The sequence below is a fragment of the Halomonas rhizosphaerae genome (genome assembly GCF_030012485.1).
Taxonomy (GTDB): domain Bacteria; phylum Pseudomonadota; class Gammaproteobacteria; order Pseudomonadales; family Halomonadaceae; genus Halomonas; species Halomonas rhizosphaerae.
In genome coordinates, this window is sequence record NZ_JASCQQ010000038.1 from 105,549 (window position 1) to 131,487 (window position 25,939).

General features: G+C 59.1%; 21 protein-coding genes and 3 pseudogenes. 3 read left to right on the forward strand and 21 right to left on the reverse strand.

All coding sequences use genetic code 11. The annotated features are described in order from the left end of the window. Positions 1-2 precede the first annotated feature (2 nt). The 12 genes from QLQ86_RS17945 to QLQ86_RS18000 all read right to left on the reverse strand — a co-directional run bounded on the left by QLQ86_RS17945 (position 3) and on the right by QLQ86_RS18000 (position 11,129). A complete protein-coding gene (locus tag QLQ86_RS17945) occupies positions 3-1,592 on the reverse strand; it encodes an alkaline phosphatase family protein (protein WP_282817860.1) in 1,590 nt (529 codons plus the stop codon). 4 nt (positions 1,593-1,596) lie between these two features. Further along, entirely contained in the window at positions 1,597-2,892 is a 1,296-nt protein-coding gene (locus tag QLQ86_RS17950; protein WP_282817861.1) for a TRAP transporter large permease, read from the reverse strand. Continuing rightward, positions 2,892-3,413, reverse strand: a complete 522-nt coding sequence (locus QLQ86_RS17955; RefSeq protein WP_282817862.1) for a TRAP transporter small permease — start codon at positions 3,411-3,413, stop codon at positions 2,892-2,894. Before QLQ86_RS17955 ends, QLQ86_RS17950 begins: the two co-directional genes overlap by 1 nt. Then, entirely contained in the window at positions 3,413-4,429 is a 1,017-nt protein-coding gene (locus tag QLQ86_RS17960) for a type 2 periplasmic-binding domain-containing protein (RefSeq protein WP_282817863.1), read from the reverse strand. The genes QLQ86_RS17955 and QLQ86_RS17960 overlap by 1 nt, the downstream gene beginning before the upstream one ends. A gap of 60 nt (positions 4,430-4,489) precedes the next feature. Beyond that, on the reverse strand, positions 4,490-5,299 hold the full coding sequence (locus tag QLQ86_RS17965) for a glutathione S-transferase family protein (protein WP_282817864.1): 810 nt from the start codon (positions 5,297-5,299) through the stop codon (positions 4,490-4,492). A 10-nt stretch (positions 5,300-5,309) separates the two neighbouring features. Next, a complete protein-coding gene (locus tag QLQ86_RS17970) occupies positions 5,310-6,245 on the reverse strand; it encodes a BKACE family enzyme (RefSeq protein ID WP_282817865.1) in 936 nt (311 codons plus the stop codon). A 96-nt stretch (positions 6,246-6,341) separates the two neighbouring features. Beyond that, entirely contained in the window at positions 6,342-6,464 is a 123-nt protein-coding gene (locus QLQ86_RS17975; RefSeq protein ID WP_282817866.1) for a hypothetical protein, read from the reverse strand. 138 nt (positions 6,465-6,602) lie between these two features. After that, positions 6,603-8,075, reverse strand: a complete 1,473-nt coding sequence (locus tag QLQ86_RS17980) for a sodium:solute symporter family protein (protein WP_282817867.1) — start codon at positions 8,073-8,075, stop codon at positions 6,603-6,605. A gap of 69 nt (positions 8,076-8,144) precedes the next feature. After that, a complete protein-coding gene (locus QLQ86_RS17985) occupies positions 8,145-9,074 on the reverse strand; it encodes a 3-hydroxyacyl-CoA dehydrogenase family protein (RefSeq protein WP_282817868.1) in 930 nt (309 codons plus the stop codon). Positions 9,075-9,077: 3 nt separating this feature from the next. Then, complete coding sequence (locus tag QLQ86_RS17990) at positions 9,078-9,875, reverse strand: SDR family NAD(P)-dependent oxidoreductase (protein ID WP_282817869.1); 798 nt, start codon at positions 9,873-9,875, stop codon at positions 9,078-9,080. 3 nt (positions 9,876-9,878) lie between these two features. Then, positions 9,879-10,223 carry a cupin domain-containing protein gene (locus QLQ86_RS17995; protein ID WP_282817870.1) on the reverse strand — a complete coding sequence of 115 codons (345 nt, stop codon included), beginning with the start codon at positions 10,221-10,223 and terminating at the stop codon, positions 9,879-9,881. Positions 10,224-10,292: 69 nt separating this feature from the next. Then, positions 10,293-11,129, reverse strand: coding sequence for a cyclase family protein (locus QLQ86_RS18000; RefSeq protein ID WP_282817871.1), 837 nt, complete (start codon positions 11,127-11,129; stop codon positions 10,293-10,295). 201 nt (positions 11,130-11,330) lie between these two features. Here QLQ86_RS18000 and QLQ86_RS18005 point away from each other — a divergent pair, with 201 nt between their 5' ends. Together QLQ86_RS18005 and QLQ86_RS18010 are read left to right on the forward strand one after the other, a co-directional pair. Further along, positions 11,331-12,095 (forward strand): IclR family transcriptional regulator, encoded by a 765-nt coding sequence (locus tag QLQ86_RS18005; protein WP_282817872.1) that lies wholly within the window; start codon positions 11,331-11,333, stop codon positions 12,093-12,095. A 340-nt stretch (positions 12,096-12,435) separates the two neighbouring features. Then, positions 12,436-12,658, forward strand: a pseudogene (locus QLQ86_RS18010) (transposase domain-containing protein); the annotation flags it as partial. A gap of 127 nt (positions 12,659-12,785) precedes the next feature. Here the strand turns inward: QLQ86_RS18010 and gltA are convergent. The 3 genes from gltA to dctP form a co-directional block, all read right to left on the reverse strand. After that, positions 12,786-14,072 carry a citrate synthase gene (gene gltA, locus QLQ86_RS18015; protein ID WP_282817873.1) on the reverse strand — a complete coding sequence of 429 codons (1,287 nt, stop codon included), beginning with the start codon at positions 14,070-14,072 and terminating at the stop codon, positions 12,786-12,788. A 609-nt stretch (positions 14,073-14,681) separates the two neighbouring features. Beyond that, the gene (locus tag QLQ86_RS18020) at positions 14,682-15,710 is read right to left on the reverse strand and encodes a porin (protein WP_282817874.1); all 1,029 of its coding nucleotides are present in this window, start codon (positions 15,708-15,710) and stop codon (positions 14,682-14,684) included. Positions 15,711-15,977: 267 nt separating this feature from the next. Then, positions 15,978-17,000: a TRAP transporter substrate-binding protein DctP gene (gene dctP, locus QLQ86_RS18025; protein ID WP_282817875.1), complete on the reverse strand. Its 1,023-nt coding sequence runs from the start codon at positions 16,998-17,000 to the stop codon at positions 15,978-15,980. A 193-nt stretch (positions 17,001-17,193) separates the two neighbouring features. Between dctP and QLQ86_RS18030 the strand changes: the two genes are divergently transcribed. Next, entirely contained in the window at positions 17,194-17,364 is a 171-nt protein-coding gene (locus QLQ86_RS18030; RefSeq protein WP_282817876.1) for a hypothetical protein, read from the forward strand. Positions 17,365-17,431: 67 nt separating this feature from the next. On the opposite strand, the gene istB is transcribed toward QLQ86_RS18030, so the two are convergent. From istB to mobH, 6 genes and pseudogenes are all read right to left on the reverse strand, one after another. Next, entirely contained in the window at positions 17,432-18,301 is an 870-nt protein-coding gene (istB, locus tag QLQ86_RS18035) for an IS21-like element helper ATPase IstB (protein WP_282817877.1), read from the reverse strand. Continuing rightward, positions 18,298-19,823, reverse strand: a pseudogene (gene istA, locus QLQ86_RS18040) (IS21 family transposase). The gene istB and the pseudogene istA overlap by 4 nt, the downstream one beginning before the upstream one ends. 221 nt (positions 19,824-20,044) lie before the next feature. Beyond that, a pseudogene (locus QLQ86_RS18045) lies at positions 20,045-21,463 on the reverse strand (IS1380 family transposase). A 319-nt stretch (positions 21,464-21,782) separates the two neighbouring features. Beyond that, positions 21,783-22,715, reverse strand: coding sequence for an IS4 family transposase (locus QLQ86_RS18050; RefSeq protein WP_282817878.1), 933 nt, complete (start codon positions 22,713-22,715; stop codon positions 21,783-21,785). Between the two features lie 275 nt (positions 22,716-22,990). Beyond that, a complete protein-coding gene (locus QLQ86_RS18055; RefSeq protein WP_282817879.1) occupies positions 22,991-23,932 on the reverse strand; it encodes a tyrosine-type recombinase/integrase in 942 nt (313 codons plus the stop codon). Continuing rightward, positions 23,929-25,656 (reverse strand): MobH family relaxase, encoded by a 1,728-nt coding sequence (gene mobH / locus QLQ86_RS18060; protein WP_282817880.1) that lies wholly within the window; start codon positions 25,654-25,656, stop codon positions 23,929-23,931. Before mobH ends, QLQ86_RS18055 begins: the two co-directional genes overlap by 4 nt. Positions 25,657-25,939: the final 283 nt, after the last annotated feature.

Below are 25,939 nucleotides of genomic sequence, written 5' to 3' on the forward strand. Positions count from 1 at the left end.
TATCAGTCCCCCCATTTGCCGATCAATATGCCGGAGGTGTCCTCGTCACGGCGCAGCGCGCGCACACCGTCGTCAGTCATGGTCACGCGGTTCTTGCGCGCCGTCAGCCGGTCGAGCAGTGCCGCGCGCATGTGATTGCGCTGGGCCTTGTAATCGGTGTCGCGGCCGAGATCATGGAACTCGTCCGGATCGTTCTCAAGATCGAAAAGCTGCGGCGGGAAGCCCCGGAAATGTACGTACTTCCACCGGTCGGTGCGCAGCATGTAACCGCGCGCATCCGAGATGCCGACGCCGAGCGTCTCTCGTGCGGCATAGAAGGCATAGTCGATCTCCGAGAACACCGCGTCCCGCCAATTCTCAGGCTTCTCGCCGTTTAACAGCGGCATCAGCGAGCGGCCTTCCAGCCGGTGATCGGCAGGTGGTGCGCCGGTGGCCTCGAGGAAGGTCGGCACGAGGTCGATGGCCTCGACTAGCGCATCGCTCGCCGTACCGCGGCTGGCGTCAGCCTCGGGCCGAGGATCGAATATGATCAGCGGCACGCGGACCGAGCATTCGTGGAACAACTCCTTCTCGCCCATCCAGTGATCGCCCAGGTAATCGCCATGGTCCGACGTCAGCACGATCATCGTGTCCTTGTCGCGCCCGGTTTCCTCCAGCCAGTCGAAGAGCCGCCCCAGGTGGTCGTCGATCTGCTTGATCAGGCCCATGTAGGCCGGCAGCACAACCTCGCGCGCGCCCTGCATCGAGAAAGTCTCGCTGACTTCCATCTTCATGAAGGCGCTGAAGACCGGGTTCGGGTTTTCGTGCTCTGCCTCGCTGCGGTGGATTGGCAGGAATGTTTCCGGCCCGTACCTGTTGTGATAAGGCGCAGGCGCCATGTAAGGCCAATGCGGCTTGATGTAAGACAGGTGGCAGAGCCAAGGCTCGTCGCCCATCTCCTCGATGAATTCGCGTGCACGCATGGTCATATAGGCGGTCTCGGAATCCTCTTCTCTGACCCGGGCCGGCAGGTTCGAGTTCTTCAGATGCCAGCCCGACAGGATCTCGCCATCCGGACCCTCGGCCGCGTTGGCGTAGTCGTTCCAGGGGTTCTCGCCACCATAGCCCCGTTTGCGGAGCCAGTCGTTGTAACGCAGCATGCCGCCTTTGTTACGCAACAGAGGCGTCGGGTGGAGCCCGTCGTCGCGTTCATAGGGATCGAACCCGGGCTGGCTGATCACCATGCCGAGTTCTGTCGAGGCGTTCAGCCCAAGACGCGCCATGCCCTCGCGGTCAGGAACCATGTGCGTCTTTCCGACAACGGCTGTGGTTACACCCTGTGGGCGCAGGTAATCGCCCAGCGTGAGCTCCCCCACCGGCAATGGCACACGGTTCCAAGTGGCGCCATGGCTGAAAACCGTGCGGCCGGTATAGCAGGATGCACGCGACGGCCCGCAGACCGGCGATTGCACATAGGCCCGGTCGAAACGCACACCCCGCGCCGCGAGGCTATCGATATTGGGCGTGTCCAGATGCGGATGGCCGTAGCAGGACAGGTAGTCCCATCGCAACTGGTCGGCCATTATGAAGAGGATATTCTTGATCTTGGTCATTAATTTACCTCATCAGGTTGGGTAGGAAGATGGCAATCTGCGGAAATACAAGCACGAGTATGAGCCCAAGCAGCAGCGCAAAGATGTAAGGCGTAACGCCGCGGAAGATCGCGCCGAGCTTGACGTCCGGCAACACTGATTTTACGACAAACACGTTCATGCCAATGGGAGGCGTGATCAGCCCGATTTCCGAGACCAGCACCACGAGTATGCCGAACCAGATCATATCAACTCCGCTGATCATTAGTGCTGGAAGAAACACCGGTACCAGCAGTACGAGGATGCCGATGGCTTCAAACACCATGCCCATGAGGATTGCGATGACACAAACAAAGATCACTAACTCTAACGGCGTAAGTTCGTAAGCATCGACGAAATCCAAAAGCTCATAGGGCATGCCCGAGAGGTTGATGAACTGCGCAAAAACGATGGCGCCCAGCAGCACGATGAAGATCGTAGCTGTAGTGGTGGTGGCGTCGGTCAAGCATTCCTTCCACTCGGACAAAGTGCGCAGGTTACCACGCAGAAGCGCGATCACAGCGGCTCCGAACGCACCGATGCCCGAGGCTTCGGTGGCGGTGAAGGCTCCGGTATAGATACCGCCGAGAACAACGAGAAATAGGATCAGAACCGGTAGCGTGCCGCGAATGGCCTCTTTCCTACGGGCAGGCTCCAGCGGCGGTGCTTCCGGAGCCGCCAGCGGATCACGCCGCACGACGATGCCGACGCAGATCATGAACAGCGTGATCAGCAATAGTCCCGGCAAGATCCCGGCGATGAATAAGAGCCCGATGTCCTGTTCCGCGATTAGCCCATAGATCACCAGCGGAACGGAAGGCGGGATCATGATTCCAAGCGTGCCCCCCGCTGCTATGGTGCCCGAGGCCAACCGGTCGGAATACTTGTAGGCCTTCATCGGCGGCATCGCGACCTTGGACATGGTAGCCGCTGTCGCGAGTGTCGAGCCGCAGACCGAGGAAAACCCGCCCGCCGCCAGCACCGTCGCCAGTGCCAGTCCGCCGCGGAACCGACCGAGGCCGGCATAGGCGGCATCGTAGAGGTCACTTGATATCCGCGCGTGCACAATGAAGACACCCATCAGGATAAAGAGCGGAATGACCGAGAGGCTATAGTTCATGCTGTCTTCCAGCACCTGCTGGCCGACCATGGTCAGCGAGGCTTCAAACCCGCGCATGAATCCGAAACCGACGAAACCCACAAGCAAAGTGGCAAAGCCAACGCGGAAGCCCAGAAAACATAGCCCAAGGAGTGCGGCGAAGCCGATCAGTGCGGTTGTCATCACTCGTCCTCCAGATGATGGTCTCTAGGACTTGTGGCGCCGGTCAGTAGCCCCAGGATCTGGCACACGACGCTGAGCGCGGCCAGTACGGCGACGATCCCGAATATCCAGGCCAGCGACCATCCCAGCACGATGGTGCTCGAACCCACTTCCGCAGCGTGGAATGCGGCGTCGAACAGCACGTAGACGATTAGGCACATCACGAAGAGCGACAGGCCCTGCACGGCAATATCGTAGACCCGCGGCGCCAACGCCCGTACACGTGAATCGAACAGCTCCACCACGATGTGCTTGTCTCGCGCGTTGGCTATGGCCAGCCCTGCAAAGATCACCAGCGCCAGCATCGTCGAGATCATTTCCGTCGCCCCGAAAATCGGAGCACCGAGGAGGTAGCGGCCGACGACATCGACGAAGGTCAGCAGCATCATGAGCGCCAGAATGATGCTGGAGAATATCTCCAGCATCCGCACGATTAGCGCGAGGATCGCCGCACCCGCGTTTCTATCTATCCGCCGGGTCATCATTTCGTCCCCCCTTCAAGTTGGCTGCGGTAGAAGCCGAGTGCTCCTTGTGCGTTGATCCCTGTCTCTTTCGCCCTCTTGATCCAGTCCTCGGTGACAAAGGCCGAAGCCTCGTTCAGTGCCTGCTCGAAGTCCGGGTCGGCCTCGACCACCTCAAGACCCGCATCGCTATAGGCCGCTTCGCTTTGCGCAGCCGCCGCGTCCCAGCGCGCGCCGAAGGCAGCGCCCAGCACGTCGCCAGATACGCTCATGATCGCCGCCTGATCCTCGGCCGAGATTTCGTCCCATTTGTCCTTGTTGGCGAAGACCGAGAAGGAGGAAGAATAGATCGGATTAGCAAATTTCGTGGTCGACTCGGTGTAAGGCAGAAGCTGGAAAGACTGTACCGCCTGCGGATCGAGGCCGAGGTGCCCATCGACCACCCCGCGCGAAATTATCTCATTCGATTCCACCGCCGGGGTCGACACCACGCCGGAGTTCAGTTTCTTGGTGATCGCAGTAAGCGGCCCGGGCAGCACCCACATCTTGCGGCTGGCCATATCGTCAATTGAATTGATCGGTGTGTCTGTCAGGCTGTAAAGCTCGCCTGGAGAGATCACGAACTGCGACAGCAGCTGTACCGAGGTGATCTCGTCTGGGAAATATTTCTGATTGGCGGCCCAGAGAGCACGCGACATTGTCTCGGCGTCGTGAATACCGACAAAGGGGTTCATCGCGACCCTCGATCCCTGGACATCGTCTCCGAAGAAACCGTTGAACATGACCGAAATGTCGACAATACCCTCTTCCACGGCGGCCAATTGCTCCGGCGGCGGCGCCACGGATTTCGGCGGAATGATGCCCGTAACGCGACCTTTGGTCACGCGCTCTACCTCTTCGATCCAGTTGGGTAGCACTTCGCTGCAGGCAAAATGGCTCGCCGGCCAGAAGCAGTTGACCAGTAGCCGGGTATTGGCCGTGGCGGCTTCTCCCGTGACGATAAACGACGAGGCGATCAGTGCAAGTTTCAGTTTCATTATTCTCTCCCCCCTGTGTGTCTGTTAGCTTGCGGTGTGGCCATAGCGTCTTGAAAATCGTCAGTCTGACAACCCGCCTAAGCTGCGGATATCCGTGCCCGCGGCGCGGCGTCTTTCTGTGTAGGCGGTGAAAGCCTCCACCGCCTGCGCATCCTCCCATTTCTCCAGCGCGCTGTAATAGCTCGGACGCTGCGATACCTTGTCGAACCAGGCTTTCAGGTTCGGTGTACGCTCATAGGGCCAGCCCATCAGGTCGAACCGGTGCAGGTTAGGCATCCAGGCGATATCGGCGAGCGTAAACTCCTCGCCCGCCAGGAAAGCCCGCCCGTCCGACAGCAATGCGTCTAGATTGTGGAATCCTTCATCGGTGCGCTGTACCGCTGCTTCGACCCTGTCGCGGTCAAAACCGACGGCAAAATCGCGGCGAAACTGCTTCAGCCATTCATTCTGGTGCCGCGCCTGGAAAGCCTCGGCCGTTTCAGGCGGCGGAGGTGCGGCGCGGAACAGGAACTCGTAGGTCAGAAGTTTCAGGTCCAGTTGCGCCGCATCGGCCATCTCCAGAAGCTCGTGCAAGGTGGTCTGCGCTAGCGCCACGTTCCGGCCCGCAAGGTGGCGGATGATGTCGATCGACTCGATGATCAGATCGCCGTCATCGACCAGAGCCGGCACCAGCCCCTTGGGGTGAATCCTCTGGTAGGCCTCGGTCGCATGTTCGTTCTCTTGGAGGTTGACCAGATGGCTTTCGAAATCCTGCCCGGTCTCCGCCATCACGATCCGCACCCGCTGCGAACAGCTCGACATCGGGGCGTGCCAAAGGTGCAGACCGGTAAGTGTTTTCAGCGCGGGGTCTTTCGGCTCGATACGGGGCATTTCTTGCTCCTCAGAAATTGACCTGGTCGCCGCCCTTGAGCGCGAGGATCTCCCGCGCCTCGTCGGGAGTGGCAACCTCGCAGTCCAGATCCTCGACGATGCGGCGGATCTTGGCGACTTGGATTGCGTTGCTCTCTGCCAGCTTACCGCGGCTGATGAACAGGCTGTCTTCCAGTCCCACCCGCACGTTTCCGCCCATCTGGCTTGCGGTGGTGGCGAGATTCATTTGCGACCCGCCCGCCCCCAGCACGGACCAGCGGTAATCGTCGCCGAAGAGCCGGTCGGCGGTGCGCTTCATGAAGATCAGGTTGTCGATCTCCGGCCCAATGCCGCCGAGGATGCCAAAGATGAACTGGATGAAGACCGGCGCCGTGAAGAGCCCAATATCCATGCAGAATTTCAGGTTGTAGAGGTGGCCCACGTCATAGCATTCGTGCTCGAACTTGATGTCGTGTGGGGCCAGCGTATCGGCGGCTTCCTTGATGTCGCGGAAGGTGTTACGAAAGATGTTGCCGTCGGAGTTGGCGACGTAATCCTTTTCCCAGTCGAATTTCCAGTCATCATCGCTGTAGCGCTTGGCCAATGGGTGGAACGAGAAATTCATGCTCCCCATGTTCATCGAACACATCTCGGGGGAGAACGTCTTGGCGGGTTTAATCCGATCTTGGATCGACAGCGACAGCGAGCCGCCAGTCGAGATATTGACCACCGCATCCGTTGCTTGCTTGATACGCGGCAGGAAAGGCTGGAAATCCTTTACATCGACCGAAGGTGCGCCGGTCTCATTGTCGCGGGCATGCAGGTGCAAGATAGAGGCTCCTGCCTCGGCTGCGGCGACCGCCTGCTTGGCGATATCGTCATAGGTATACGGCAGTGCCTCCGACATGGTAGGGGTGTGGATCGCGCCTGTGATGGCGCAGGTGATGATGGTCTTTTGGCGAGCCATGATGGCCTCCTTTCAGGTCATTCCGGGGGGGTGGGGGGGGCAAATGCCGGCATGCAGAGCCACAGTGGCACGGTCCACTGCCAGAGAGCCGCCGCGTCATTCGGGCGGCGTCATCCGCCCGTCGCGGGTGCGCTTGACCACGAGACCCACAAAGATCGTGATGGCGTAGGCCAGCATCAGCCCCATCACCATTAGCATCCAGTTCGCTTCTAGTCCCATTTTCGTTTCCTCTAGCTCTCAGTCTTCGGCTCGCGAGCGGATCCATGCAGCGACTCCCTTTCCGATGAGCATCACAACCAGGATGATCGCAGCGGATTTCAGGAACAGGCTCCAGAACAGCATCAGCAATCACCTCGTTTATTTCGACGCGCCGGCCGGCGCACCAGCGGATTTGCGTTCGCGGAAGAGGCCTGTTTTGCCGCCGAACACCGCGGTCAGGCCGGGTCCGACCACCAGGCTGACTACCAGGCAGGGATAGACATTGGGGGTGCTCTCAAGTCCCAAGCTTGTTGGAAGCGACGTGAAGCTCCAGAGCGAGTTCACGATCCAGGTGACCGCCATCGTGATCGTGGCCGCGGCGCTGGACCGCTTCCAGAAGAGACCGATGATGATCATCCAGAAGACCGGGGTCATCCAGGCGAAGAGCCAGTTGATGGCTTCGACGATCGTCGGCAGGTACCCGGCGACGAGGAATGCCGCGACACCCAGGACCACGATCATGATCCGCGTGACCCGCCGCTCCTCGGCCTCACTCGCCTGCGGATTGAACAGGTTCTTGTAGACGTCGCTGGTGAAGATCGTCGCCGGCGCCAGCACCGCCATTGCGAAGCTCGACAGGACGGCTGCGAGGAGCGACGCCATCAGCCAGGCGACGAGCCATTCCGGCAGGCTGTTGAGCAGCATGGTCGGCGCGGCGAGCTTCGGGCCAAGCTCGTTGAAGGCGGGATCCGCCTTAGCGGCAAGCCCGATGCTGGCGATGAAGACCGCGAAGAGGCCGTTCAGGGGCACAGCAATCCAAAGCGTCCGGCGGATCGTGACCTCACTCTTCGCCGACATGGCCGGCTGCAGATGCTGTTGGCTGATCGACTGGCAGAACGTGACCGATAGGATGGTACCAAGCGCGAACGTGTAGAGCAGTTCCGGAGTGCCGAAGAGTGACAGCATCTCGGCCTGGTCCTGGTCGATATAGAAGCTCGAGACGCGCCCCCAGCCGCCTTCTGGAAGCGCACCGGTCAGGAAAACCATCGTGACCATGAGCCCCACGTACATCACGCCACAGTTGATCAAATTCACCCAACCGATCTCCTTCATGCCGGCGAAGATGACGTAGAGGATGCCGATGAAGCCGCCGATCATCGCGCCTTGCGGGATCGTGATCCCGGTGACGGCCGCGAAGACGATACCGATTCCCTGAGATTCTAGCGTCAGGCTGCCCCAGATCAGGCCCGCCATGACGAAGCTCACCATGAGCCGCGGGGTCTCGCCGAAGATCTGTGAAATGAACTCCGGCATTGAGGTGACTCTGGCGCGACGCGCCCAGATGGCGGTCGAAAGGATCGTGGCCACCAGGAGGATCGCGTGGGCGATTCCGAACCAGATACTGGCAGCGCCTATGAACCAGGTCATCTCGAAAATGCCGAAGATGTGTGGAGTCCCGAGGACGATCAACGCGAAGGTCACTGCTACGACGGCAACCGGGAGGTCGCGGTTCGAGAGAAGAAAGCTTCTCTCTTCCGGCGCGGCCTTTTCCTTGCGCGAAAGGTAGAGTCCCAGGCCGACGACGACCACCAGCTCATAGGCCAGGACGCTGAGAAGAATTCCCCAGTTCATGCAGTGCCTTCTCCCTCATCGGACGCTGCAGCGGGAAAGCCTGGCCGCGTCCACGTGACTTGCCTGGCCTCAATCGCCGATTATGTCATCCAGGCGCTTCAGGTGATTGCCGACCCGTCTGCGGACGGCTTCGGCCTCGGCCTCGGTCCATTTACGGAACCCCTCCCCGGTCTTCATCCCCAGCTTCCCGTCCTCCACGAGTTGCTTGAGATACGGCGATGGCCCCTGACGGCTCTCCAGATCGAAAAGCACGTTTTCGTGGATATCCAGCGTCAGGTCGGTGCCCACCAGATCGGCGTTTTCCAGCGGCCCCAGCACAGCCAGCCGTCGCCCAAAGCAGGATTTGGTCACGGTGTCAACAGCTTCCGCGTCGCAAATTCCACGCTCTACTAGGCTAATCGCCTCGCGCCAGAGCGCGTGTTGCAGGCGGTTGCCAATAAAGCCCGGAACGTCCTTTTCGACGATGACCGGTGTCTTTCCGGCACTGGCGAGAAGCGCCATCATCCGGTCGACCACGTCCCTATCGGTCCATTCAGTCTTGATGACCTCGACCAGCGGGATCATGTGCGGCGGGTTCCACCAATGGGTGCCCAGTGCGCGCTCGCGCAGTTTCATCTCCTCCATGATCTTGGTGATCTGGATGACCGAGGTGTTCGATGCCAGAATCGCCTCCTTCGGCGCATGTTCTTCGACCTCGGCAAAGATCTGGCGCTTTAGATCCAGCTTTTCGGGCGCCGCCTCGAACACGAAATCGGCGTTCCGGACCGCAGTGCCGATCGAACTGCACAGATCGATCATCTTCAGCGCGCGGCCGATTTCCTCGTCCTCGGCACCCAGCACCTTCAGGCTTTCAGAAATCCGCTTCGGCGCATTTTTTAGCGTCTCCTCATGTGGGTCGGTGATCGTCACATACTGTCCGGCACGGGCGAGGGTCAGCGCAATTCCGTGGCCCATGAGCCCGGCGCCGATAACAGCCATCTGTTGCTTCTTGGGAACCATCACTCAGCCCGCCGTATAGCCACCGTCAGCATAAAGAATATGCCCGGTGTAAAAATCAGAAGCTTTGGAGGCGAGGAAGAGAAGCGGCCCGGCCAGATCTTCCGGCTCTCCCAGACGGCCCTTGGGAACGCGGGAGAGAAAGCCCTTACGGACCTCCTTGGCCTTGTCGGTGTCCTCGAACATCCATGCGGTGAGCGGCGAACGGAAGACCGTGGGCGCAATGGCGTTAACGGTGATACCGGTGGGACCAAGCTCACAGCCGAGCGCCTTGACGATGCCGTCGGTCGCGGCCTTGGAGGCGCAATAGGCAGTGTAGCCTGCCGGGTGCCCCAAAAGGCCCCGCGCCGATGACACCAGAACAATCTTGCCACCCTCGCCCTGCGCCTTCATCTGCCCGGAAGCAGCGCGCGCCAAAAGCCAGCTTTGGGTAACATTGGCGTCCATAACCGAAGTAAAGGTCTCCGGCGCCATGTCGTTGATCAGCGCGACCTTGTTCATGCCCGAGGCGACGACGAGAATATCGAGCCGCCCGTAGGCTTCGACCGCTTCGGCCACGAGGCCATTGCAGGTCTCTTCATCCAAGGGACGCTTGTTAATCGCCGTAACCTCAGCGCCCATGTCGCGACACTCGGAGGTGATCTCGTCCAGCGCCTCCTGGTTGCCGGCCACAAGTATCAGCTTGGCACCCGCGCCGCCAAGAATGCGCGCAGCCACCATGCCGAAGGCGCCCGAGGCTCCGGTGATCAACGCCACTTTGTCTTTCACGTCGAACATGGAAAGGGGATTGGTCAATACGTTCATGTCTCAGATCTCCGGCGGATAGGGAATGATCACGAGCATCTTGCAGACGTCGTTGCGGCGGTTCTCGATCTTGCGGACCTCGTCGGGCGGGATGGTGCAGCTGTCCATCTTGCCCAGCACCGTTTCCTTGCCATCGACGATTACCGTCATCTCGCCTTCAAGTACGACATAGACCTTCTCGAACGGCGTGGAATCCGGGCCCGCACCTCCACCGGGCAGGAACTGGCTGAAGCCCACCCACTGGTTGGTCGGTCCGCCTTCCTCAAAGCCCTGAAGCCTGAGCCCGTGGCATTCGAAATGGTTGGGCGCCTCGTAGGGCTTCGCATCCTCGAAACGTTTGACCTTCATGTCATCCTCCCTAGCACTTGCTTCTGACAAAAAGGACCGCCGGTCGCCCGGCGGCCAATCAGGGAGTATTCAGAATTCGGAACCGTCGTCTATGCGGAACTTCTGACCCTTGTCGATCATCGCCACGAGGCGGATGATGCAGCCGTCACCACGATCCCAGTTCCACGGGAAGAAGGCGAACGTGCAGCGCTTTCCGGTCACCGCGTCGAGGTCGCCGCCGACGTTCTCGATGCCCAGAATGCCATTCTTGAACAGGATGTTATGCACCGGCTCCCAGTCCGGGAAGTCGTCTTTCCAGTCGTTGCCTCCTGACCATTCCTTGTATTCCTCTGCCAGGTGCGGCAGCAGCGGGCCGTTGCGCTGTGGGCCGATTGCTGTGGCCAGCGGGTGGTCGTTGGCCTGGGTGTCGTGGCCGACAACCTTGATGCCCTTCTCGACCATCCATTCGCCGGCCGAGGGCACCAGCCCGGGGCAATAGGCAAAGTAATCGCCATCCTCGTAATCATGGTGCCAGCCGGTGTTGATGATCAGCACGTCACCCTTGCGGATCGCGTGGCCGCATGCCTTCTCCAGATCTTCTCCGGTAATCGGCTCCCAACGCTTCTTGGGAATGGAAACCACGAGACCGGTGCCGAAGAAGTGCGGCAGCGGTACTTCATCAATAAAAGGTGTGCCTTGAACTACGTGTGCAGGTGCATCAATATGCGTTGTGGCATGCATCGTCGTAGTAATTCTCTGGCTTAGCACACCGGACTTCGCCATGTAGTGGATACGCTCGATTTTCGTATCTTCAAAATATGGCCAGTTGGGATTTTGAAAACCAAAACGATGACTCAGATTGTAAAACTCCAGCCCCATGTCGTTATCGGTATTGGATTGATACTCCGTACCACGAATCATTACCATTCTAGGTATCTCCTATCTGCCGTTACAAAACACTCTTTTGATGCGTTTTTTGTAGAGCCAACACGGGCAACAATAGAACCCAGCGGCACAGCTGGTCAACAAAAGATCATTATACGATAGTATTGTACCGCAATGCGGTTAATTGGCGTAAGGTTCGCTAACAGCAATTCATACCTCGACAGCATCAAGGTGGTTACTCAAGTGTCTGAATTCTCTAGAAAAAACTCTAAGACTGGCATCCAGGTCATCGCTCGTGCATGCGATATTCTGAATACTATCGGCGCCCATCCCGATGGCAAAAGTCTCGCAGAGCTGGCCTGCCTGACCGGCCTGCCCCGCTCAACCGTGCAAAGGATCACTGGTGCTCTTCAACAGGAAGGATTCCTGACTAGCGATGGCTATGCTGGGCAGCTACGTATCGGCCCCGGGGTGATGCATCTGGCAGATCAGGCACGTCAGGACATCGTCAGATATCTTCGCCCCCTGCTGCTCGAACTGACCGAGCGTACCGGAGAAACGACCGATCTCTCGGTCATGCGTCGGGAGGGAATGGTTTTCCTTGATCAGTCAGTGGGACTCCACCGACTACGCGCCGTCTCTGCTGTGGGTGAAGTCTTCAACCTGACCACATCGGCCAATGGCAAAGCTTGCCTTGCTCTTCTGCCCAAAGCGCAGGTGAAGCGCGTTCTGGAGAGAGAGTGGGCACGTACTCGGCACAAGGGTGATCTGGATGCCATGCTAAGGGAACTGGCAGATATCCAATCCTCAGGCCTGGCCTACGACATTGATGAGCACAATGAAGGTGTCTCCGCGATCGGGATTGCCTTTAGAGATTGGGCGGGAACACCTCATGCCATCTCGATTCCTGTGCCATCACCCCGTTTTTTCAGCGTCCGGGAGGAAGTAGAAGCGGCTCTGTCTAGCATCTCTCAGCGGGTATCCAAGATTGTTGGAATCGACTCATAATACCTTGGCAATCTTGTCTGTCGATGCCGGAGCTATAAGTTCGTAAAGGAGGTGCGGACGAAATCTTGGACTACATCGGTGGTAGTTTATATATTCGCATGGAGAAGGACACACCATGGCAAACCAACCATATTGGGAAACGGGATAATGGTGGAACGGATGCAGCAGTCAATCTTTAACTTCGTCATCTGTGTTGCCCAAAATGACAAAAGAATGCCTTTGTTAAAGAAGTATAGTCGCGTGCTTAACCGTGCCTTTGTAGAGGCTTGAGCCGTGTGGTGAGAAACTCGCATGCACGGTTCTTAGTGGGTTGGATGCGGGTAACTACATCCGACTACCCGACAACCTGATTCGCCCCTGGGCGCTGACCCTCAAACTGGCTATTCGCCGGGTCGCTGCGAAGCGGCCAACGCGCCGCCACCATCATGAGCCTGATGCTGTGCGCCAAGCTGAACGGCCATGAGCCCTACGCCTATCTCAAAGACGTGCTGGAACGACTACCGACACATAAGGCCAGCCAGCTCCACGAACTCCTACCCCACAACTGCCAGAACATTGACTGATCACTGGCAAGCGGTGTTGCCCAGTCGCTTACGCCTGTCGTTGGCTGTTGCCAGGCCATGAAAACGTGCGAAGCCGTCTGCGGGCGGCTTCGCATCGTGCGGCGGCCGTGGCGCCGGGGTCGGCGACTTACTTGGTCGGATAGTCGCACTGGGCGTGGCCGGTGTAGAGCTGGCGCGGGCGACCGATCTTGTAGCTGTCGCTGAGCATCTCGTTCCAGTGGGAGATCCAGCCGATGGTGCGGGAGACGGCGAAGATCACCGTGAACATGTTCTTGGGAATACCCATGGCCTTGAGGATGATGCCGGAATAGAAGTCGACGTTGGGGTAGAGCTTGCGCTCGATGAAGTACTCGTCCTCCAGGGCGATCTGCTCCAGGCGCTTGGCGATCTTCAGCTGCGGATCGTCGGCCAGGCCCAGTTCGGCCAGCACCTCGTCGCAGGTCTCCTTCATCACCTTGGCGCGCGGGTCGAAGTTACGGTAGACGCGGTGGCCGAAGCCCATCAGCTTGAACGGGTCGTCCTTGTCCTTGGCCTTGTCGACGAAGCGCTGGATGTTATCCTCGGAGTCGTCACCGATCTCGTCGAGCATGTTCAGCACCGCCTCGTTGGCGCCGCCGTGGGCCGGGCCCCAGAGGGCCGCGATGCCGGCGCTGATGCAGGCGAAGGGGTTGGCGCCGGTGGAGCCCGCCAGGCGCACCGTGGAGGTGGAGGCGTTCTGCTCGTGATCCGCATGCAGCATGAAGATGCGGTCCATGGCCTTGGCGTAGACCGGGTTGATCCGGTACTCCTCGCAGGGGTTGCTGAACATCATGTAGAGGAAGTTCTCTGCATAGTTCAGGTCATTGCGCGGATAGTTGAACGGCTGGCCGACGTTGTACTTGTAGGACATCGCGGCGATGGTCGGCATCTTGGCGATCAGCCGGATGGCGCTGATCTCGCGGTCCTCCTGCACATTGATGTCCATGTGATCGTGGTAGAAGGCGGCCAGGCCACCGACCACGCCGCACAGGATCGACATCGGGTGGGCGTCGCGGCGGAAGCCCTTGAAGAAGTTGTTGATCTGGTCGTGGACCATGGTGTGGTTGTTGATCCGCGACTCGAAGTCGGCGTACTGGGCATCGTCGGGCAGCTCGCCGAACATCAGCAGGTAGCACAGCTCGACGAAGTTGGACTCCTTCGCCAACTGGTCGATCGGGTAGCCACGGTGCAGCAGCACCCCCTTGCCGCCGTCGATATAGGTGATCGCCGACTGGCAGGAGGAGGTTGCCATGAAGCCGGGGTCATAGGTGAAGAGGCCTTCGGCACCGAGGCCGCGAACGTCGATGACGTCGGGGCCCAGGGTGCCAGAGTAGATCGGCAGGTCGATCGGGTTTTCCAGACCGTCTACCGTCAATGTCGCTATCCTGTCAGCCATGCTGGCCTCCTCTCGAGTTCAAGTTGGAGCGATGAGTCGTGATTTCGCTGAAGTTGCCGACGAAAAGGTTCGCCCACTGTCGAAGCGTCCCAGCGTTTGTCAATTAGCCCACAGGTCCGCGGCTATAAGTGCTTGCTGCGGTGAAGCAGAGCACTGTTGTATAGAAAATACTGCGTCGCAAGATGTTAATCCGATTGTCGTAAGGTCCTGATACGAGCCGGTCTGGGGCGTGTCAAGTCGGGGGGTGTCCCTACAATCTTAACGGCGCTTGTGGCACCGCAGCCACGAGCGAGTCCCTTCCCGAAACCACCGCCCGATCGGGTCTCCCTCCCGACAGCCGCAGAAGGGACCAAGAGAATGTGGAGGGAGCCGGGTGCAGCAAACGACTCGTAAATCTGGAACTGTCCCGGATACACTTCCCCTTTCCCGACTTGACGTCGATCGCCCACCGCCTCATTGGCCTGATCCTCGCCTTCTGGGCGGTGGACATATCCCTTTCTTCCCAGCCGACTTCTGCACGGTTAGAGATGGGAGGACGGCCACCACGCGGCTTTGGCTGTTCCAGCGGCAGAAGCGGCTCCACGACCTCCCAAAGTCTCCTGGAAAGGTCTAGAAGGAAAAGCTCACACCAGCGGCCACATTATCTGGCGCATTATCGTACTGCCCCGTTTCGGCAAACAGGTAGACATTCTCATCGAGGTGTTTCTTCACCTGCGCGATCACCCCGTCCACGTCCAGACGATCTTCATCGTGATCCTTCTGGGCGAGACCCAGTGTCGCCGTCCAGGTTGGCAGGAATTCATAGGCGCCCGTGATCACGAAGGAGTCAAAGCCACCGGTGGTGGGTGATTGTCCTGGACGAGGAGGCACGACACTGTCCTTGTTGATTTCATAGACGGCATCCAGCGCAAGGTTACCGATATCCACCCCAGCAGAGAGGGTGGTACGGCCGTAGTCCTCATCCGTGGGTAGAAGCTCGGAACTCACTCGGATATGGCCGATACCAGCACGCACACCATCGGCACGATAGACCAGACGTATGCCATGGACGTCTGCCTCCTTACCATTAAGGTCATTCTGATGCCCTGTAGCCATCTGTAGCCTAAGCCCTTTCACGATCTCCGGTGAGCCGTAAGCTAAAATATCCTGGGCCTGATAACTCTGGCCAAAGATGGCGATTTTGCCGGTCTGGTTGAAGAAGCGGTTGTATACGAAGCGATCCACATTGTCGTAAAGCCACACCCACTGTCCAGAGATCAAGCGAGGTGCAACGATGAAGGCCCCATAGTCCGTCACCGCCGTCATCCTGGCCTTGGAGATGTAGATTTCATCTTTGGCGTCGGCATCGTACTCACCCAGGGACCAAGTTTGCTCGTCGCTGTCATTGACAGCTCCGGCGGCTTCCGCTTCAAGCTCATAGATAAAGCGGATGCCGTTATCCAGATGGTACTGGCCTTTTATTCCGGTCGTCGCCTCGAAGGCCCAAGGATCAAGATCCCGGTCCGAGACATTCAAGGCACCAAGGGTGAGATGAGTGTAGAAGTTCGGCCCCTTGTGCTCAGCCGCACTGGCGCTTCCAACCAGGCACAGACCAAGCCCACAGAAGGCAAGACACTTGCTAAAGGTACATGTGATCATGGGATTCTTAGAGCTCATAATGACCTGACCAACCTATTGGTATTGTAAATTTAAATACTTTATTGAATTTTTTAGTGTATGGGCAAAGCCCAAGGGAATGATTTTTTCGTTCACGAATCATTCCTTGTCTGTTTTTCTCATAGAAGTCTTTTGAAATCGAATACCGTCCCCCTCTGTCACTTTTTTAGGTGCCTGGAGTTCACGCGGCACCGTTTTTGATTACATCTGCTAAGCCGTTTTATCAGCTTCTCCCGTCAGGTTGCGGCTTCAGTCAGCGGAGAGTTCCCGCACACGTGAGACGTAGTAGTCGTAAGCTGCCTGGCCGTCGATACCGGCCTCGTTCGCCTTTGCGATCCACTGCCTGGTCAGAAATTCGGAAGCCTTCTGCAACTCGGCCTCGAATTCCGGGTCGGCATCGACGATCTTGATTCCGGCCTCGGAAAACGTCTTGAGAGCCTCGTCGATCGATCTCCGCCATGCAGCGCCAGCGGCCTTGCCGAGCTCCGAACCGCTCAGTTCGGTGATGACCTTGCGGTCTGCCTCCGAGATCTCGGCCCATTTGTCTTTGTTGATGAACACTGAGAAACTGCTACTGTAGATGCTGTTATTGAAGCGGGTCATCGACTTCGTGTATGGGATTAGCTGGAAATTTTTGGTCAGATGCGGATCGAGACCGAGATAGGCATCGACAACGCCACGCGAGATGATCTCGTTGGATTTGACTGCCGGCGTGGCGACCACGCCCGAACCGATCGATTTGGTGAGCTCGGACAGCGTACCCGGTATCACCCAAATCTTGCGTGCCTTTAAGTCGGCCATCGTATTGACCGGTTCGTCCGTTAGGCTGAACAGTTCGGCCGGCGATTTCACCCATAGCGAAAGCAGGTGAACGTTCTTGAACTCGTCGGGGAAGAACTTACGGCTGGTCTCCCACAGCGCCTGCGACATCGCGGCGGAGTCATTGGTCGCGATGAACGGATTCATCGCGACCAACGGTCCGGTCACACGGTTGGCGATCAGACCGTTGAACTGGATCGCGACGTCGACCATACCGGACTCGACGGAAGACAACTGTTCCGCGGGAGGGGCCACCGTTTTCGGCGGGATAATCCCGGACACGCGTCCGTCGGTCTTCTCCTCGATGGCAGCCAGCCAGTTCGGCAGGATCTCCTTACAGACGAAGTCCTGCGGCGGAAAAATACAGTTGACGACCAGGCGGGTCTTCGCCTGAACTCCGCTTGTCGCGATAAGAGCCAGCACGACCAGCAGTACTTGAGCGGTGATTCTCATCAATTATCTCCTCGTTCGTCGACATGCGGCAGTCGCCGCATGTTTAGCAGTATTGGACGACATCACATGACTGTCTAATGTCATTATAATAACACTGCATACCAGAATGATATATTTTGAGCCAAAACATCTCTTGCAACTGCCTGCCATCGTCGACTACCGGATGTTCCTTGACGCGGCCACGAAGCTTGGCATGATCAAGGTGAAGCTCTGCTTCCGCGGCGACAGTGGCTTCAGTCGGCCGCTGATCTTCGACTGGTATGGAACGCCATGTCGTGTCGTTGAGTACATCGTCGGCCTAACCACCAACAGCCGCTTCGAGAAGCTATCGCAGGACATTCACTATGAGGCGGCGATTAGCTGAGAGGCCGAGCTGTAGCGCATCCAGCGACAATCAGGATGAGAACCGGGATGTCGCGGCCCCTTCGCTATTACCCTGCCTCGCCAGGTGAGCCAGGCAGATCAGTCGAGTCATTGTCGCTGTGCGACACGGGTTGGCTGGTCATGAGTGTCGCGCGCGTCGCCGGTCGCCCGCGTGAACGCTTGTTGTCCATCGCGGTGCGGCGACGGTAGCTGTCGACGTTGAGCTCGAACAGGGTGGCGTGATGGACCAGGCGGTCCACGGCGGCCAGCGTCATGGCGGGATCGGGGAAGATCTTGCCCCACTCGCCGAATGGCTGGTTGGCGGTGATCAGCAGCGAGCGTTGCTCATAGCGGGCGCTGATCAGCTCGAACAGCACGCTGGTCTCGGCCTGATCCTTGGTGACATACGCCAGGTCGTCGAGGATCAGCAGATGGTACTTGTCGAGCTTGGCGATGGCGGCCTCGAGGGTAAGCTCCCGACGGGCCACCTGGAGCCGTTGCACCAAGTCGGTGGTGCGGGTGTAGAGCACCCGATAGCCCGCCTCCACCAAGGCCAGGCCGATGGCGGCGGCCAGGTGGCTTTTGCCCCCGCCGGGAGGGCCGAAGAGGATCAGGTTGGCGCCTTCATCGAGCCAGCGGTCGCCACTGGTCAAGGCCATCACCTGAGCCTGGGAGACCATCGGTACCACCGTGAAGTCGAAGTTGTCGAGCGTCTTGCCCGGCGGCAGCCGGGCAGTGCTCAAGTGGCGTTCGAGCCGGCGCCGGGCACGCTCGGCGAGCTCGTGTTCGGCGAGGGTGGCCAGCAGCCTCACCGCCGGCCAGCCCTCCTGATCAGCTTGGTCGGCGAAGCGCGACCACACCGCCTTGATGGTGGGCAGGCGCAGGTCGTTGAGCATCAGGGCGAGCCGCGCGGCATCGGTCATCGAGGAAGCTTTCATGCCACCCCTCCCATGGCCGGTTGGTCCATCAGCTCGTCATAAATCACCAACGACGCCAGGCGCACCTCGATATGGGGCAGCTCGCTCGGGGCGGGACCGAAGCGCTCGCGCAGCGCGTCGAGCTGCGGCAACTCGCCGGCCTCGAGTAGCGCCTCCAGGTGCTGCGCGAGTGCCGCTTCACAGCCCCGCTCGTGGGCCAGGGCCAGCAGGCCGACCATGCAGCGGCAGGCCGGGCGAGTGTCCCCTCCGGCGAGCAAGGCGTCGAAGGTGCGCCGATAGGCTTCGCGCGGGAACAGCTGGTCGCGATAGACCAGGTTCAACAACGCCATCGGCTTGCGCCGCAGGGCATGAATGACGTGATGGTAGTTCACCACATGACCATGCCGGCCGCCGCGCTGAGCACGCCCGCGGGGCAGGGTCATCAGGGCGCTGCCGCCGATGAACAGCTCAAGGCGATCGTCATACAGGCGTACCCGCAGCTGATGGCCAATCAACCGGGAAGGCACCGAGTAGAACACCTTGCGCAGCGTGAAGCCGCCGGAGGACGTCACCCGCACCCGGATCTCCTCGTAGTCCTGACTACGTTGCCGGGGCAGCGGCTGCAGCAGGGCCCGTTCGGCGTCGATGCGAGGCTGATGGCGGGCGTTGCGCCGGCTGACCAGTTCATCGATGAAGGCCCGGTAGGCGGCCAGGTCATCAAAGTGAGGCGACCCCCGCAGCAGCAAGGCATCGCGGATGGCGAGCTTGAGATGGCCATGGGCACTCTCGATGCTGCCGTTCTCATGGGCCACGCCGGGGTTGTTGCGGGTCGCCCTCATGCCGTAGTCCCGGCACAGCGCCTCGTAGCGCTGGGTGAGGTCGTCCTGTGCCGTCTGCTCGAGGTTGCGGAAGGCCGCCGAGAGGCTGTCGGTGCGGTGCTCGCGCGGAGCGCCGCCGAGGGCCCACAAGGCGTTCTGCAGACCCTCCGCCAGCGCAACGAAGCTCTCGCCGCCCACCACCACATGGGCGTGCTGGAAGCCGCCGTACGTCATCTGGAAGTGGTACAGCCGATGGTCCAGCGGCACCCCGGCCACCACGATCGCCAGGTCGGCCATGTCGGTGAAGTCGGACAGGCCCAAGCGTCCCGGTTCATGGGTCTGGCGGAAGATGACCTCCTGCGCCGGCCCATGCACCTCCCGCCAGGCGCGCATCCGACGCTCCAGGGTCCGGCGGATGCCGTGTTCGAGCTCTGGATGGCGGCGCCGCAACTCCTCGAACACGGCGATCAGCCGCAGTCCCGGTGCCGCCTACAATAGGGGAACCACCTCCTCCTCGAAGAGACCGGCCAGCGGATCCGGTCGACGCCGGTAGCGTGGTGCCGCCGTTTGCGGCGGTAACCGAGGATCGTCCTCGAGGCGGTAAGCGGAGGCGTGCTGAACGCGGCCTTGGCAGCGGCGGCGGGACTATCACTACGGCGAAAAGTCATGTAAAGCCTGACGGATCCCCACGAACTTCGGCTAGTCGCTGCATAAGCCCGCCTCATTCACGAGGACACTGATCGGGCGGTCTGAAACTGCTCGCCGGCGGTATCTCTCACCAGGATCCGTATCTCTGGCGTGAGAGCCTGCGGAAATATGCCCAGTGCGACTTTTTTCTCGAGTATCTATAACTCTATGGAATCAATTACGAGCTATAAAGTAGCCGTGACCGCCGGCCGCCCTGCGGTCGCTCGATTCCTGATGCCGTGTGGGTCTCGCTGGAGTGTCAGCTCAGGGCGGTCAGTTTCGGCAGCCCCTTCAGTAACGTTGGCCACCATTTATCGGCGGCGGCGCCGAGGTGAACGGCAATGCGGCGGGCATGCAGTGACAAGGTGGCGGCGACCTTGAGCACCTGCTCGCGCATCCGCATCAGGCTCCACCCCTGGTACGTCCGGCTCTCCAACAGGCGCCGCAACCCATGCAGGACCTGGTAGGCGTAGAGGCTGAGCAGCAGGCTCACCTCGTTGCGGGCCATCACGTCCTGAACGGTGGAAGCCCCGCGATCCGTCGACGAGAGGTGCACGTCGAGCGCGGACTTCACCTCACCCATATGGGCCTTGGCGCTACCGCGCTTGCGGTAGAACGCCAGGACCTTCTCCGGCGGCCAGTCGAACTTGCCAAGGTTGGTGGCCAGGAAGAAGGCATGCAGCAGCAGATCATCGGGGCGTTCCTGCACCACCAGCACCACGCGGCGCGGCGTTGGCCAGGAGCCGGCTTGGTACTCAAGGTCATGGCACCATTCCCGAGGCTGCTCGGGTGGGCGGCCTCGAGGCCGCTTCAGGTGCGGCGCCGCCAGCTTCTGAAGCCCCGAATGACTTCACAACCGGCCCAGATACTCGATGTCGCGATCTTCCAGCGCCTCCAGCGTGTCGTTGTCGGTGAAACCGGCATCGATGCGCACCCGCCCCCGGGCCCCGGTGCTCTCGTTGAGTCGCCGCACCAGATGCGGGATCCAGGTGTCGGCGTTCTCGGCCGGCCCGGCGTTGCCCTCGCGTAGCAGGCCGCCCACCATATCGCCGGTTTCGGCCAGCGAGGCGACCAGCGGCGCGTAGATGCGGGCCCCGTGAAGGCCATGATAGGCGGAGCCGCCCTGGTGACCGTGGACCTCGATCGGCAGGCCGTCGATGTCCAGCGTCAGCTGCATGGGGCGCTCGCCGCTCTTCAGCGAGGTCAGGCGCCAGATCACCAGCCTCAGCAGACCTTCGTGCACGGCATCGATGTTGTCGTTGCGCCCGAGGCAGGTCAGCAGCCTCGACAGCGTGGCTTGAGACGGCCGGTCCTGGGCCAGGGGCGTTATCCCGCGCGCATCGCTGCAGGCCAGCTGCCAGAGCGGGTCACGAAGCAGCGTGTCGGTATCGCTGAGGTCGATCCAGCCCATCGCGCGCTGAAGCACCAGAGTACGCAGCTGGCTGGCCAGCGAGTGGCGGATGCGCAGTGGATGGCGTCGATCGACCAGATTGTCTTCAAGCGCCTCGATAACACCGCTGTTGTCGAGGGCTTCACGCAGCAGCAGAGCGCCGCTGTCGCTGGTGGTTCGCTGGCCGCTCAGCTTGACACGGACGGAGCCGTTGCAGGAGGGCGTCCAGGTGGATAGGCTTTCATCCATAGCGGATGGTTCTCTTGGGTCAGGTTCTTGGCGGAACACACTGATTTTTCAAGAGGATACCATCCGCTATCTTCGTTTTCAGATCACCCTCATGAATAAGGCGGGATAAGTCCTGCTTCCTGATTTCCTCACGAAGGTTTGCCTTCAGCATTTCCCATGAGGGCCATGGTGCAGCATTGGCACGGTGACGCCGCAGCCATTCCAAACACAGCCGCCACGCGGAGAGCACACTCCGGTGCCGGATACTGTTGCTCTGGTAGCGCTGCTGTTGACCGATGTTACGGACATGCAGGCCGGCAACCATCACGACGACATTGGCCAGCATCGCGATCAGCAGCAGGATCTCGATGCGCTTGCCCTAGCGAGACTGGTGCATACCGAATCCCAGTCCAAACAAGGGGCTCTTGATGTCACGGAAGCCTTCTTCAATCTGCATGCGCTGCCGGTAGATAGCGACCAGCTTGTCTGCTAGCGTTGAGCGCTCCGGCAGGTTGCTGACCAGCACCCAAGGTTCCTTCTGGCGCTGGGCCATCGCCCGACTGCGGGCGTCGCGGGAGACCTGACCCCGCTTATTGCGATGTTTGCGCCCCTTTGGTGGCCGATGATAGAGCACCATGTGGGTGGTCAGCGGATTGCTTTCGGCGATATGCACGGTCCCCAGGGATTGCGGTATTGAGGTGGCTTCTGGAAACAAGGCGGTTACGGGCCGCCACTCGGCGCCGGGCACCTGGCAGCGCGTCGGGCTTCGAACTCGGCCAACGTAGTACCAGCCTCGTGCCTCGACTGCCTTGAACCACGGGTTGCGAAAGCCCGCATCAGTGACGAGGATCGGCGTCGCATTGTCGGGCAGAATCTCGGCCAAGGCTGCGAGCAAGTACGCTTCACAGTGCTGGCAGCCATCCTTGTGGTGGACCTTTTCGAAAATCGGCAGTGAGCGCCCGGCAAATGGCACCGCGGCGCGCAGCAGGAACCGCCGTCCACGGTCATCGATCGGCGACCAGTCCACCAGAATCAGCGGGCGCGTGGTGTGACCGATCAGCAGGGTGGCCACGAGCCAGTAGAACAGTGGCCGTTCCTGATGTAGGTGATGATTTCCCAGCAACCGATCGACCCGCTTGATGGCATGCTTGGGGGCTGCCGATCCCGGCAAGGCACGCCCCAAGGCCGTCACACCGAGACGACGCTCAACCAACAGCGCACCGACGACGTCGAGCAACGCTTGCAGGCGTTTGGCGTGGACTACGGGGAGTGATGACGGCAGCAGAGTATGCAAGAATCGAGGGGCCTGCATGGGTCTCCTTCGGCATTGTTGTGTGTTTGGCGACTTACAACATGCCGACTCATGCAGGCCTTTTCAATCATATAATTCTGATTTTATTAAGTATTTCCTGGGGATTCCTCAGGTGCTAATCCCCGATGACGGAGATGTCATGGTGTTCTAATTAGGCGACTGGAAAATAGAAGAACTCTTCTACTTTATCGATAAATTTTTACTCCAGCCCCTGGGTTCACCAGAGGCTGGACTGGCATCGATTAGCAGCTGGTCAGTTTTGAGCTGACCAGCACCTAAACACGCCCTTCGATGGCGCTGCGCAGGCTGCCGATGTCGACCTCGACGTACTCAAGCGTCGTGCTGATGTTGCTGTGGCCAAGCAGCGCCTTGACGATGTGCAGGTTGCGGTCTGGCTCCTTCATCAGCTCAGTGCCCAACGTATGACGGAATCGGTGCGGGCTCATCTGATAGCCGCAAATCTGGGAAAGCTTCTGATAGAAGCTCTCCACCTGCCAGGAGTCCATCATCTCCATTCGGTGCCGCACGCTGAATCGGTTCACGTTGAAGATCTGCTCACCACGCTTGATCCCCACCATCCTGGCCGAGTTCATCAGGTTTTCCAGGTGTGGGTAAAGCGCATTGGAGATGGGCACAAAGTGCTCGCGGTTATTCTTGGCGCCCTGCCAGGTGGCTGTGAGTACTCGCCCCTTCAAGTCAATATCTTCAGGCTTCATCAGCAGTAGCTGGGTCAGGCGAATGCCCGTATGGTAAAACGTTTCAAATACCACTTCCCAGAACCAGACAGGATGCAGCACCGATGGAGTGTTTCGGTAACGCTCTATCTTCTTATGCAGGTCAATCGCTTCCCTGGCCATCTCGACCTGGCGCTTACTCAGGGTCTTTTTCCGCTTCTTCGGGGAGCTCACTTCCATCTTGGCAAACGGATTCGAGGAGATAGGAATCAGGGCATGATCTATCGCATGCTTGAAGAGGATTCTGTTATGACGGCAGTAGTTATTCCAACTAGAGTGCGCAAGGTTTCTCCCCGCCTCAGAGAAGCAGAAGTCTCTCCATTGCCTGACATCATCACGAGTCACTTCTTCAGGAAGCTTATCCTGACCAACGAAACGCCGCAAAAGCTTTACAGGAACAAAATATGAAGTTCTGCTCCGCTCCGTTAGCCAGCGCTCAGAAAAATAGGATTGCAATAAGTCGTCAAAGGTAAATGTTTTCATTCTTCGGGGTTCCCATCAACCAGCTCAATAAAGGGGTTATCAAAAACCTCCTTACCCTCCTCCATCAGGTCATCCTTAGCCACAAGATAACCACAAAGGGTGCTCGACTTCTTGTTTGGACCGACCACCTTCACCTTGTGAAAACTTCCACCATCCTTATTCTTCTTGTGCAGCTTCAGCTTCTGGAATGAATCCTGAACTGACTTCCACTCTCTCTCCTCTCCACTAACCTCCTGACAGTAGCGCTTGAACACTTTGGGACTCACAATAAACAGCTTTCCATCTACTGTATGCACCAGGGCCTTCGAGTCATTCATCAATACCTTGTGAGAGCTGAGTCCACTCCTCATCCACTCCAGGAAAGCCTCCCCTGGTGAGCCCGCCTCGGGGCCCACTTTTTCGTTACTGCCCTCCCCCTCTGACTTTTCATCTGGAGCCGGTGGCTCCTCCTTGCTCCCTCCCGCGATAGCGAGGATGGATGCTTCCAGATCATCCGGCAGGTACTTTTCCTCATCAGATTCATGTGATTGCGCTGCAGAAACTTCGTCTGGAGGTGTTGTTGAAGGCTCTTCTTGCTGATCCTGGCTACCCTCAAGGGCCTGAACACTGCCAGCAAACTCTTCAGCAACCTCCTCGCCACTCCAAACGAGTGATTTATGGACTTTCACCATGGAAAGCTCAGCACTCCATTCACCCAGCTCAACTCGGCACTTCCATACCGATCGCCCCTCCTGGTTTTCCATAATCAGTCCATGGGACTGCATTTCATCGTAGAGGCGAGTCTCGTTGGATGGCACGTCCTCAATACCATGGGAAAGTAAGTAACTCTTTATCTCACGGGGTACTAGAGGAGTGACCAGCCACAGCGCTTCGGCGGTCACAAACCCTTGCGCACCTTTTCCATTAAGTCTGATTTTCTCTTTGACAATGTGGCGAATGGCGTCTTTCAGCTTGCTCTGCAGGGAGCCCTTGGGCGCTTTTTCAATGCTGGAGACCTTGCCACCCAGCGACTTGGCAACACTGGCCCTGTCCGCCTGACTGACGATCTCTCCGACTATGCCAGAGCGTTCAGAGTGGCCGCTGATGGTATACATTACCAGGCCAAACAGTTGCGGCTGGCTTCTCAACCATTCCAGAGCAGAGTTGCCTACCACCTCCCTGCACAACAGCAGGTTGGTAGCAGAGTGAAGGAAGTAGTCGCGCCCCTTGATATAGCGAACGCGATACTGGTCGGGGATGACCCCTTCCCACAGGCACCACCTGCGGCCAGATTTCAGGTGAATGTCGACGTCGACGATGACCTTGGCGATATCGTGCAGCAGGCAGGCATAGATGACCGCCACGCTCCACAGCTCCCCGGTAGAGGACTGCCTTTCTGGGGACTCTTTCGGAGGGAGCAGGTGCTGTCGACGCAGCCTCAGGCCAAACACACAGGTCTCGAGGCCATGATCCAGCATGCCGCCTGGGTAGCTGTGGTGGTGGGACTCCGAGGCCGGCAGCAGCTGTACCCGCTCTGCGTATCGCTGTACCGGTTCCTTGACATAAGCCTCGAACACGGGCGGTGTCAGCGAGGTGCTTTCCTGGATCGCCGTGAGTAGCTGCTGGCGATATGGTGTCGCCAGTAGTTCTGCACCGGTGAGCGGGGTTTCCCAATCGGCGTCACCCTGCACGCTGCCAGCGTCAGTCGAGCCACGGCGCCCGCGTAGAAAATTGAGGATCAGCAAATTTCGCTCCTCTGGATGCAATCCATGCATCACAGCGGTAGTCCCTAACGGGCACCAGAAGAAACGTTAAATGCGATGAGAAGGCTTTACCCCAGGGCACTCCTTGCCCCGGTGCAATAGCTATGGGATGCAGCCCAAGCGCGAATGATTTTACTTATCAGGAAAGTCATTGCACTGGAAAAAACACTATCGGTTTAATGAGATATTTCTTATTTCTATGAATCTTTCGTCTTACAACTAAAGTATTAGTCGCGAAGGCGTCAGCTCGGTGAGCTTGAAGAAA

Bases quoted from the DNA above. Each gene is read 5' to 3' on its own strand.
- QLQ86_RS17945 (WP_282817860.1), bottom strand. From the start codon at position 1,592: ATGACCAAGATCAAGAATATCCTCTTCATAATGGCCGACCAGTTGCGA.
- QLQ86_RS17950 (WP_282817861.1), bottom strand. From the start codon at position 2,892: ATGACAACCGCACTGATCGGCTTCGCCGCACTCCTTGGGCTATGTTTT.
- QLQ86_RS17955 (WP_282817862.1), bottom strand. From the start codon at position 3,413: ATGACCCGGCGGATAGATAGAAACGCGGGTGCGGCGATCCTCGCGCTA.
- QLQ86_RS17960 (WP_282817863.1), bottom strand. From the start codon at position 4,429: ATGAAACTGAAACTTGCACTGATCGCCTCGTCGTTTATCGTCACGGGA.
- QLQ86_RS17965 (WP_282817864.1), bottom strand. From the start codon at position 5,299: ATGCCCCGTATCGAGCCGAAAGACCCCGCGCTGAAAACACTTACCGGT.
- QLQ86_RS17970 (WP_282817865.1), bottom strand. From the start codon at position 6,245: ATGGCTCGCCAAAAGACCATCATCACCTGCGCCATCACAGGCGCGATC.
- QLQ86_RS17975 (WP_282817866.1), bottom strand. From the start codon at position 6,464: ATGGGACTAGAAGCGAACTGGATGCTAATGGTGATGGGGCTGATGCTG.
- QLQ86_RS17980 (WP_282817867.1), bottom strand. From the start codon at position 8,075: ATGAACTGGGGAATTCTTCTCAGCGTCCTGGCCTATGAGCTGGTGGTC.
- QLQ86_RS17985 (WP_282817868.1), bottom strand. From the start codon at position 9,074: ATGGTTCCCAAGAAGCAACAGATGGCTGTTATCGGCGCCGGGCTCATG.
- QLQ86_RS17990 (WP_282817869.1), bottom strand. From the start codon at position 9,875: ATGAACGTATTGACCAATCCCCTTTCCATGTTCGACGTGAAAGACAAA.
- QLQ86_RS17995 (WP_282817870.1), bottom strand. From the start codon at position 10,223: ATGAAGGTCAAACGTTTCGAGGATGCGAAGCCCTACGAGGCGCCCAAC.
- QLQ86_RS18000 (WP_282817871.1), bottom strand. From the start codon at position 11,129: ATGGTAATGATTCGTGGTACGGAGTATCAATCCAATACCGATAACGAC.
- gltA (WP_282817873.1), bottom strand. From the start codon at position 14,072: ATGGCTGACAGGATAGCGACATTGACGGTAGACGGTCTGGAAAACCCG.
- QLQ86_RS18020 (WP_282817874.1), bottom strand. From the start codon at position 15,710: ATGATCACATGTACCTTTAGCAAGTGTCTTGCCTTCTGTGGGCTTGGT.
- dctP (WP_282817875.1), bottom strand. From the start codon at position 17,000: ATGAGAATCACCGCTCAAGTACTGCTGGTCGTGCTGGCTCTTATCGCG.
- QLQ86_RS18030 (WP_282817876.1), top strand. From the start codon at position 17,194: ATGATCAAGGTGAAGCTCTGCTTCCGCGGCGACAGTGGCTTCAGTCGG.
- istB (WP_282817877.1), bottom strand. From the start codon at position 18,301: ATGAAAGCTTCCTCGATGACCGATGCCGCGCGGCTCGCCCTGATGCTC.
- QLQ86_RS18050 (WP_282817878.1), bottom strand. From the start codon at position 22,715: ATGCAGGCCCCTCGATTCTTGCATACTCTGCTGCCGTCATCACTCCCC.
- QLQ86_RS18055 (WP_282817879.1), bottom strand. From the start codon at position 23,932: ATGAAAACATTTACCTTTGACGACTTATTGCAATCCTATTTTTCTGAG.